At 40.0% G+C, this 9244-nt stretch carries 9 protein-coding genes; 1 reads left to right on the top strand and 8 read right to left on the bottom strand.

Going from position 1 to position 9244, the window contains the following annotated elements:
• Positions 1-94: 94 nt before the first annotated feature.
• From FTU65_RS11400 to FTU65_RS11380, 5 genes are all read right to left on the bottom strand, one after another.
• Complete coding sequence (locus FTU65_RS11400; RefSeq protein WP_257222994.1) at positions 95-493, bottom strand: DedA family protein; 399 nt, start codon at positions 491-493, stop codon at positions 95-97.
• Positions 494-655: 162 nt separating this feature from the next.
• The gene (locus FTU65_RS11395) at positions 656-1105 is read right to left on the bottom strand and encodes a 2-amino-4-hydroxy-6-hydroxymethyldihydropteridine diphosphokinase (RefSeq protein ID WP_078193947.1); all 450 of its coding nucleotides are present in this window, start codon (positions 1103-1105) and stop codon (positions 656-658) included.
• Positions 1062-1442, bottom strand: a complete 381-nt coding sequence (gene folB, locus FTU65_RS11390) for a dihydroneopterin aldolase (protein ID WP_111884985.1) — start codon at positions 1440-1442, stop codon at positions 1062-1064. Before folB ends, FTU65_RS11395 begins: the two co-directional genes overlap by 44 nt.
• Positions 1443-1525: 83 nt before the next feature.
• Positions 1526-2824, bottom strand: coding sequence for an AarF/ABC1/UbiB kinase family protein (locus FTU65_RS11385; RefSeq protein WP_180066813.1), 1299 nt, complete (start codon positions 2822-2824; stop codon positions 1526-1528).
• Between the two features lie 58 nt (positions 2825-2882).
• Positions 2883-3611 carry a HesA/MoeB/ThiF family protein gene (locus FTU65_RS11380; RefSeq protein WP_180066815.1) on the bottom strand — a complete coding sequence of 243 codons (729 nt, stop codon included), beginning with the start codon at positions 3609-3611 and terminating at the stop codon, positions 2883-2885.
• A 661-nt stretch (positions 3612-4272) separates the two neighbouring features.
• Between FTU65_RS11380 and FTU65_RS11375 the strand changes: the two genes are divergently transcribed.
• A complete protein-coding gene (locus FTU65_RS11375) occupies positions 4273-4788 on the top strand; it encodes a pyridoxamine 5'-phosphate oxidase family protein (RefSeq protein WP_180066811.1) in 516 nt (171 codons plus the stop codon).
• Positions 4789-4950: 162 nt separating this feature from the next.
• Here the strand turns inward: FTU65_RS11375 and FTU65_RS11370 are convergent, their stop codons facing one another.
• The 3 genes from FTU65_RS11370 to FTU65_RS11360 form a co-directional block, all read right to left on the bottom strand.
• Entirely contained in the window at positions 4951-6594 is a 1644-nt protein-coding gene (locus FTU65_RS11370; protein ID WP_180010357.1) for an AMP-binding protein, read from the bottom strand.
• Between the two features lie 310 nt (positions 6595-6904).
• Positions 6905-8041 (bottom strand): acyl-CoA dehydrogenase family protein, encoded by a 1137-nt coding sequence (locus FTU65_RS11365; RefSeq protein ID WP_180010358.1) that lies wholly within the window; start codon positions 8039-8041, stop codon positions 6905-6907.
• 318 nt (positions 8042-8359) lie between these two features.
• A complete protein-coding gene (locus tag FTU65_RS11360) occupies positions 8360-9130 on the bottom strand; it encodes a 3-hydroxyacyl-CoA dehydrogenase (protein ID WP_078188564.1) in 771 nt (256 codons plus the stop codon).
• Positions 9131-9244 lie beyond the last annotated feature (114 nt).

Raw genomic sequence — 9244 nt, 5'->3', positions numbered from 1 at the left:
GTTAAAATGCTGTGCTGCTTTTCGCACAGACATTTCATCTCGAATCATAATTTCTATGACTTTGTCTTTAAAATCTTTTGAATATCCCATATCTCTATTGTTCTATAGTTTTTAGGATTTGGCTATATTTCCAAACAGGATAAGCACGCACACCGACTGCAATAGGTAAAATAGTTCTAAAACCCCAAGCAAAGCGCATAAATAAAATGGTCAAAATAGGATAACGTTCAATAAACTGGCTCGCACGATCGAATTTTTGTGCAAATTCTGCATTCGACTGGATAAGTTTTTGCCCATAGCGAGCGCCCATTTGATAATAAAACTGATCACCAATAAAACTGCCTAGCATCGCCATCGCAATCAACATTGGAAAATGAAGTATGTGTTGATGGACGGCATAGGCGCCAATCATCAGCACTGTTTCTCCTTCAAACAATGTGCCAATAAAAATCGCAATATAGCCATAGTGCTGAATCAGATCAGTCCAGTTCATATCATTATTTTGAAGCTAAAAAGATAATGTAATCCTGCGACAGCCTATACGCTAGCGCATACCATGACAGGATTTGAATATTTTTGTTATTGTTTATCTAGCGTATTTAAGGTCAGTTTGAAATATCACTCATGTGCATTGAAAACATTTCGTTTCATTCGCTCAATCCACTAAAACTTTTTGGCAACTCACCATAGGAAATTGATGTGCTGGATGTTCAAACATTTCATTTTTCCAAATGTCGAACATTGGTATTTTAACATCGAGTGCTAAAGGCAGTTTTTTCGGATTAAATTGCATGTGCGCTAAGCTTTCGCCCCACGCGATCAGATCCAGATCCAAAGCGATATTATGAGACGGACGAACACGACCTGAGTCTGCTTCCATTTTTTTCAGTAAGGTGCTGATTTCATCTACAGATAAACTGCTTTTCACCAAACAAGCTGCATTCCAATAATCCGCCCCAATGCCATCACGACAAGGAATCACATAAATTTTGGAAAATTCAACATGACCCAAAGCCTGAATTTGACGTAAAGCCTGTTGAAAATGCGGTTTGGGATTGAAATTACTCGCCAGAGCTAGGGCGAAAATCGTTTCGGTGGCGTTCAAGACGAATTCCTACAGAATTGGCTTGCGCGATAATGGCAGGCTTCCGGATGGTAATCATAATAGATTCAATGCTGTCATAGGTAGCGAAAAGTGCATCAATCACCAGTTTTGCTGCATGTTCGATCAATTTAGGTTGAGCAGTTTGAATGACTTTGGCTGATATTTCGCAAATTTCAGCATAATTCAAGGTATCTTCAAGCTCATCTGACTGAGCCGCCTGCGCTAAACTGGTTTGAATATTGAGGTCGAGCATCAAAGGCTGAATAATCTGACGCTCCCAATTGAAACAGCCGACTACAGTTTCAACTTTCAAACCTTCAATGATAATTGCGTCCATTCTTACACTCAAAATAAAATCTTAAACATCGATAAAATCCTCCTGTTTAAGCAAGAGGATTTTATTTATATCTTGCGGCTAAATTATTGCTTCAACAATAAATTAGGATCCATAGTCTGCACCATCTGAATACGCTGGTCTGCATAAATATCGGTATATGGCGCAAGGATGCGCATAAAGCGATCGAAGTACAACATTTGTTTGAATAATAAAGCGAAGTCACGTGGGAAGCGAATACCATGACGCTCTCCGACTTGTACCATATCCATCATGATGTCATTCAAATCGGCAGGATTCGAGGTTAATAACTCTTGCGGATCGGCCAAAAGCACACCGCTAAATAAGCGCTCTAAGTCGGCAGCTAAGACTTGTGTGTCAATTTTGACAGCCGTCATGCCCATTTTCAGCATGTTTTCAGCCATCAAGTTGTAGTCAGTTTTTTGTAGGGCATCCATAAACGCAATACATGCTGTCCACACTTCAGGTTTCAACTGGCCCACGATACCAAAATCGATGAAGGCAACTCGACCATCTTCAAGCAGCATCAGGTTGCCTGCATGTAAGTCTGCATGGAAACTATTACATAACATCAAGCTGCCAAACCATGTATTCATCGCTGTCACCAAAACTTGCGATGGATCTTTAGCGACTTTCTTGACCACATCAAAATCAGTCAATGGTACGCCGTATAAACGTTCCATCGTTAAGACTCGACGCGTTGAATATTGGTGATAAACTTTTGGTGCTGTTGCGGCTTTGTTTTGAGTTACGTTCAGATAATTCACAAAGTCATCAAGATTTTGAGCTTCTTCAATAAAGTCCACTTCACGTACCATTCGAACTTTAATTTCTTCAACAATATCTGCAAGTGAAGCAAATTTGACTTTGGGTACAGCTTTTTCAACCAGTTTAGTAGCCCAATGTAAGACATTTAAATCTGTATAGAGAATCGTCTCGACACCCGGCTTTTGCACCTTGATAACAACATTTTCACCACTGACCAATTTAGCAGCGTGTACCTGTGCAATCGATGCAGAAGCCAAAGGCTTTTCATCAATTGAAGCAAATATTTCATCTAAATTACGGCCAGCAAATTCTGAAGCCAATACCTGCTGCACATAACTAAACGGCAATGACGGTGTCTGATCTAAACAGCCTTGGAACTCTTCGACATATTCACGTGGAAATAAAGAAGGTGTACTTGCAATAAATTGACCTAATTTAATATAGGTTGAACCCAGTGATTCAAAAGTTTCACGCATTAATTTTGCGTTACTTGGTTTTTCAGTTGCATATTTAAAGCCGGCTTTCGCCGCAACGACTGCGGTCTCACCCATTCGGGCAACCGAGCGAATTCCATCTAACCAGATATTGTTTTTCATAATGTCTTAGAAAAAAATAATTAACGTGAGTGTAGCAAAAAAATAAGGGCTTGCTGCTTTATCTTGCCTGACAGATTGGACAATCGGGATCTTTTTCAAAAGCGAGAATTTTTTGCTTCATTGACCGACCATCCCACAACAAAAGCTTTTGTTTCAGTGCTGTCGTCCCTAAACCCAAATAGAGCAAGGCATGATGTGCTTGCAAACTTGCCATAACATTTGGTGTAGTTGCAAGTACACCCGAGTCTGCACAGCGCAAACTTTCATTGGCATGCTGTTCTTTTGGAAATAAACATTCATAACAGGCAGCATCGGCTTCAACCATAAATAACTGTCCTTGAAAGCCAATTGCAGAAGCACTAATCAGCGCCACATTATTTTCCACACAGCTTGCGTTAACCAAATACCGTGTACTGAAATTATCACAACCGTCGAGAACCAAATCTTGCTGTGAAATCAATGCCTTTGCGTTGCTTTCATCTAATTTTGAGGTATAGCTTTGCACTCGGATATGCGGGTTAATCGCTTGTAAGCGTTTAGCCAAAATTTCCGATTTATAAAAACCTACGTCATTTTTGGTATACGCGATTTGTCGTTGTAAATTACTGATTTCAATTCGATCTGCATCGATTAAAGTAATTTGTCCGACGCCTGCACGTGCCAATAATTCGGCTGTGGTACACCCAATTCCACCACACCCTACGATGAGTACATTGGCAAGTTTTAGCTTCTCTTGTGCATCGATGTCCCATCCATCAAGCAATATTTGACGGCTGTATAAATGCATTTCATCATCACTTAATTCAAATTCAGATGTTGATTCATTCGATTTAAACGTAGACAAAGTATTTCCTTATTAAAATTCGTCAAGCATAAAAAATGGGCGAGTTTATATCGCACGCAAAAGATTAAAACACCGATATCCATCAAATGTTGTTCGAGTACAAACCCGAAACAGTGTAAAAATACCCTGCTATTTGAGCAAGACAATATACAGCTTAAAGTTAAAATAAATGCTCTGTAGACATGGCATTTTTCTCAGTTAGCGTATCTTCAATTACACTATTTAAAATACAGTATCTCAGACACCTTAGTACGTAGAAACATCATAGAGGTATAGCGTATACATGTTTTAAAAATAATAAATAAAAAATATAGTTATATTTTTAAACATATTTAGTTGCACTAGGGCTGCTTATATTAGGTTAATTTTAATGATTCTTTTCTACCTTAGCCTCAGAAAATAAAACTTAATCCAAGACATTTTAAGCGTTTATGTATGCAAAGAGATTTAATCCGTAGGTATATGTATGAATTCAGTGAGAATTAAATTGCTGACACAATATGTTCGATAAACTTATGACCTAACACACATTATTCAAATACTTTGTGCTCAGTCATATTTACCCCTTTACCCCAAAGTGATTACTTAAAAGTGGAGAATAAAAATGTCACAAGAATACGTTGAACAAGATCAGCGACAAAAATTATGGGAACTCATTAAAGACGTGCGTTTCACCATGATTAGCCATGTCACTGACAAGCAAGAAATTCATTCTCAACCTATGACTATGCTTAATTCTGATAAGATGAATGAGCATGAAAATATCTATTTTCTTATGAAAGAAAACAATGACCTTGTAGAGGCAGTCAATGCAGGTCGTAATCATCTTGGATTAGCATTCGCTAAACCTTCAGACGATATTTATGTATCAATTAGTGCTCATGGAGAAATCAGTACAGATGCGGCCCTAATCGATAAATTATGGAATCCTTGGGCTGAAAACTGGTTCGATGGCAAGACTGATCCTACTGTTCGCGTTTTGATAGCTAATCCTATTAGTGCAGAATTCTGGAATGTCAAAGACAATAAAGTCACCCATTTATTCAAAGTTTTGAAGGGCAATTTAACGGGTAAAACTCAAGAACTTGATACTGAACATAATACCCTGAACTTAAAATAAATGATTTTATAGATTTGAATGAATGCTTTAATTTTAGGTTAATTTGGATTGTCCCATAGTTAGTCAAGTGCATATATGATCTCGAATGAATGGTTTTACCAGCTCAAACATCAATTTAAAAAAGGCTGCATCAAGCAGCCTTTTTTGCGTATATAAATTGACTCAACTGACCTTTTGAATTAATTGCGCTTTGGCCACTTCTTGTTGCTTCAACAAGTTACGTTGGATTTTTCCACTCGATGTTTTAGGCAACCCATCCACAAATTCAATTTCTTTTGGATAAGCATGCTTGGATAAACGAGATCGTACATAGGCTTGTAGTTTATCCATGAGTTCTGAACTTGCTTGATATTGTGGTTTCAATACCACAAAAGCTTTAACCAATTCAGTTCGCTCAGGATCAGGCTTACCAACAACTGCCGACTCTAAAACCTCTTCACATTCTAATAATGTGCTTTCCACATCGAAAGGCCCAACACGATAGCCTGACGTTGTAATGACATCGTCTGCACGACCTACAAAATCAATGCCGCCTTCTTCGTTTAAACGAACGGTATCACCGGTTAAATAGTAGTTCCCGACAAAGGCTTTACGGTTATTGCCACCATAGCCTGTGAACCACATGAGTGGAGATTGCGACCAGTCTAATGCCAATGTTCCAATGCCACCACGTTCAATTTCTTGATAGTCTTTATTAAGCACCGCGAAACGATGGCCCGGTATAGCAAAACCGGCTGAACCCACTTTTTTGTAGTGTTCTAAAGCATGATGATTTGCAATCACCATGCCGAGTTCCGTTTGTCCATATTGGTCATAAATATTGACGTTTAAGTCGTGATTAAACCATTGAATCACTTCAGGCGTTAGCGGCTCACCTGCGCTACTCACAACCCGTAAATGTGATTTTATGGATGCGTCAAATTTTTCTTTGAAGCCAAAGAACATACGAAAAGCCGTTGGAGAACCGGTCAAATTACTGACTTTATATTTTTTGATGACTTGAAGTGCATGATCAACACTAAAAGCCCGTTCATCCATAATAATGCTGTGTCCTAAACTTAATGGCCCTGCAATTCCATAGTACAAACCATAAGCCCAACCCGGATCTGCCAAATTCCAAAATGAATCTTCTTCACGCAAATCAACTGCATGTGTCATATACCCTTTAAATGCCAACAACGCTTTGTGTGGCACAGGGACAGACTTGGCTAAACCGGTCGTCCCTGAGGTAAACATCATTAAAAATTCATCATCAAATGAACGCGGTACTGAGTTAAATGTGGTGTCATGAAGTTGCAGCTCTGACCAAAAGTCAGGATCTGTCTGAATTGCTTGATCGGCATGTACAGTTAAAATATGCGGTAAATCAATATGATTGAGTTTTGAGCGTTGCTCGGTGTTGGTTACAATCAGCTTTGTTCCCGCTGTTTGCACCCGATGTTCAATCGCTTTGGACTCAAATGCCGTAAACAAAGGCTGATAAATTGCCCCTATACGCCATGTTGCCAATACGGTGATCAACAACTCTGCTGTGCGAGGTAAAAGACCTGCAATGCAATCACCTGCTTTCAGTCCAATGCGTTGATAATAATTTGCCAATTGTGCAGATGCTAAATCTAATTGCTCAAAAGTCCATTGCTCAGATTCACCATTTTTACCTTCCCAGATCAGTGCAGTTCGATTTTGCCCAACATAGCGCCCACAACATTCATCATAAGCATTGATTGATTTTGGCGTACCGACCAATTGTTCTGTAACCATCTTTTCAAAATTAAAATCACGATATGCTTGTTCTAGTGTCTTCATGACGACAATTCCTATCCTGTTCTCTATGATTCAAAGTGCAATACTTTGAGGTTTATTAATCTTGTTGTTGTACCGCTGCGTAACCGTGACGAATCCTTTGCCACATCCGCTTTTACTGCTTTTCTATACACCGATTGCAATGTCGGTTTTTTAGTTTTGAAACTTATACTCTTCGACAATCTATTCGTAAATTACCTATTCTTAGACTGTCTATACCTAGATAACCATGTTTGGATGTGCCCTGCAATTTCCATAACCATCAACGCCATTGCAGGGTTTGAACATCGACTAAAGTCTATTTTTTAACCTTTCACCCTTTGGTGACTTCACGTGCAATCACCAGCCGCTGAATGTCCGATGCACCTTCATAGATTTGACTGACACGCACATCACGATAAATTCGTTCTACTGGGAAATCAGATACATAACCATAGCCCCCATGGATCTGAATCGCATCTGAACACACCCGTTCAGCCATCGTCGATGCAAAAAGTTTCGCCATCGAGGCTTCTTTTAAACATGGAAAACCTGCATCTTTTAACGTCGCTGCATGGAAAATCAATTGGCGAGCCGCCTCAATTTGGGTAGCCATATCCGCGAGGCGAAATGCCACGGCCTGATGCTGTACAATCTCTACGCCGAATGCCTTGCGTTCATTGGCATATTCAACGGCTGCATCTAATGCCGCACGGGCCATACCCACAGACTGTGCTGCAATACCAATTCGACCTGACTCTAAGTTCGATAAGGCAATTTTATAGCCTTCACCCTCTTGACCTAAAAGACTGTCTGTAGGAATACGACAGTCATCTAAAACAATCGTTGCTGTATCGGAACAATGCTGACCCATTTTGTCTTCTAAACGCGTTACGATATAACCCGGCGCATCCGTTGGTACTAAAAAGCACGAAATCCCTTTTTTACCTGCAGACTTATCCGTTACCGCAAAAACCAAGGCTACTTGGGCATGTTTTCCTGTGGTAATAAATTGCTTGGTGCCATTTAACACCCACTCGTCACCATCACGCTCCGCTTTACATTCCAACGCACTCGCATCTGAACCCACTTGTGGTTCTGTTAAGCAAAAACATCCCAACCATTCGCCTGTGGCTAATTTTTTTAAGTATTTTTCTTTTTGTGCTTCTGTACCATAACGCTGCGTGATGCCACATGGCAGTGAGTTTTGTACGCTAACAATTGTGGAAATCGCACCATCGCCAGCAGCAATTTCTTCTAAGGCAACAACCAAAGACACATAGTCTAAACCTGCACCACCCCATTCATCCGAAACCGTCATGCCTAAAGCACCTAGCTCACCAAGTTCCTTTAGCTCTTGTGCAGGAAATGCTGCCGTTTTGTCACGCTCTGCTGCCGTTGGTTTCAGTTTTTCTTGCGAATAGCTTCGCATCATGTCCTGAACCATTTTTTGTTCATCATTTAAAATCATGAGACTTCCTTTTCTAAATCTTTTATAGCGCGTATAGCTTTAAATTTTGGATAACTGCGGAATTAAAAATACTTTGGCTGTATAAAGCAAAGTTGGATACACGACGACGTCATTTGCAACTGTCTGAGGCAGGACGCCATTAATCTCTAATGTTTGTGTAATCTGTAAATCAATAAATACTTGATGACGAGTTTTACAAATGACTATGGTTTTGGTTACTTTTGCCGAAACAAAAGTAACGAGATGAGCTACTGTCAACGAAGTTATTCTCGATCAGACTCCGTCGTAGAAGCCAGAATAAGCAGTTTTAATAAATAACTATTTAGGCTGCATACGAATCGCGCCATCAAGACGAATCACTTCGCCATTGAGATAGGCATTTTCAAAAATATGCGTCACTAATTTTGCAAACTCTTGTGGTTTTGCTAAACGTGGTGGGAAAGGCACCATTTGCCCCAAAGCATCTTGTACATTTTGTGCTAAGCCTTTGAGCATCGGCGTTTCCATAATACCCGGAGCAATGGTCATCACACGGATTGATTCACGTGCAAGCTCACGTGCAAGAGGTAATGTCATTGCAACCACTGCCCCTTTAGATGCTGCATAAGCCGACTGACCAATTTGACCATCGAAAGCCGCAACCGACGCCGTATTCACAATCACGCCACGCTCTTCTTCACCCGCTTTTAATTCATATTTAGCAATCAGTTGTGCCGCATAGCGCAGCATATTGAATGTGCCTGAAACATTAATATTTAATACTTTTTGGAACATCGCCAAATCATGTAATCCGTCACGACCTAAAACTTTTGCAGAGGGTGCGATACCTGCGCAGTTCACTAAGCCATTAAGTTGACCAAATTCCGCTTCAACTTGTGCAAAGAAAGCGCCGACCGCTTGTTCATCGGTAACATCCAATTGAACAAATTTGGCATGATCACCCAGTTGACGTTGCATCGCTTCGCCATGCTCATGATTCATATCCACAATAATCACTTTTGCACCCAGGCCAATCAGATGTGTTGCTGTCGCAGCGCCTAGTCCTGATGCACCACCTGTCACAACAAAAACTTTTCCTTTAATGTCCATAGCATTTCCCTATTTACGATGTCTTGTTTTAAATTCGACTTAAGATGCAGAGTAAACAGAGAATTTATTCAGTACAATTTCCAAATGTTGCATCTTTTCTGATGTATTTGGACA

The sequence above is a fragment of the Acinetobacter sp. YH12129 genome, assembly GCF_013418685.1.
GTDB lineage: Bacteria > Pseudomonadota > Gammaproteobacteria > Pseudomonadales > Moraxellaceae > Acinetobacter > Acinetobacter amyesii.
Note: the sequence above shows the minus strand (reverse complement) of the source record. Positions and strands in the feature narration are given on the sequence as shown.

Bases quoted from the DNA above. Each gene is read 5' to 3' on its own strand.
- FTU65_RS11400 (WP_257222994.1), bottom strand. From the start codon at position 493: ATGAACTGGACTGATCTGATTCAGCACTATGGCTATATTGCGATTTTT.
- folB (WP_111884985.1), bottom strand. From the start codon at position 1,442: ATGGACGCAATTATCATTGAAGGTTTGAAAGTTGAAACTGTAGTCGGC.
- FTU65_RS11385 (WP_180066813.1), bottom strand. From the start codon at position 2,824: ATGAAAAACAATATCTGGTTAGATGGAATTCGCTCGGTTGCCCGAATG.
- FTU65_RS11380 (WP_180066815.1), bottom strand. From the start codon at position 3,611: ATGCATTTATACAGCCGTCAAATATTGCTTGATGGATGGGACATCGAT.
- FTU65_RS11375 (WP_180066811.1), top strand. From the start codon at position 4,273: ATGTCACAAGAATACGTTGAACAAGATCAGCGACAAAAATTATGGGAA.
- FTU65_RS11370 (WP_180010357.1), bottom strand. From the start codon at position 6,594: ATGAAGACACTAGAACAAGCATATCGTGATTTTAATTTTGAAAAGATG.
- FTU65_RS11365 (WP_180010358.1), bottom strand. From the start codon at position 8,041: ATGATTTTAAATGATGAACAAAAAATGGTTCAGGACATGATGCGAAGC.
- FTU65_RS11360 (WP_078188564.1), bottom strand. From the start codon at position 9,130: ATGGACATTAAAGGAAAAGTTTTTGTTGTGACAGGTGGTGCATCAGGA.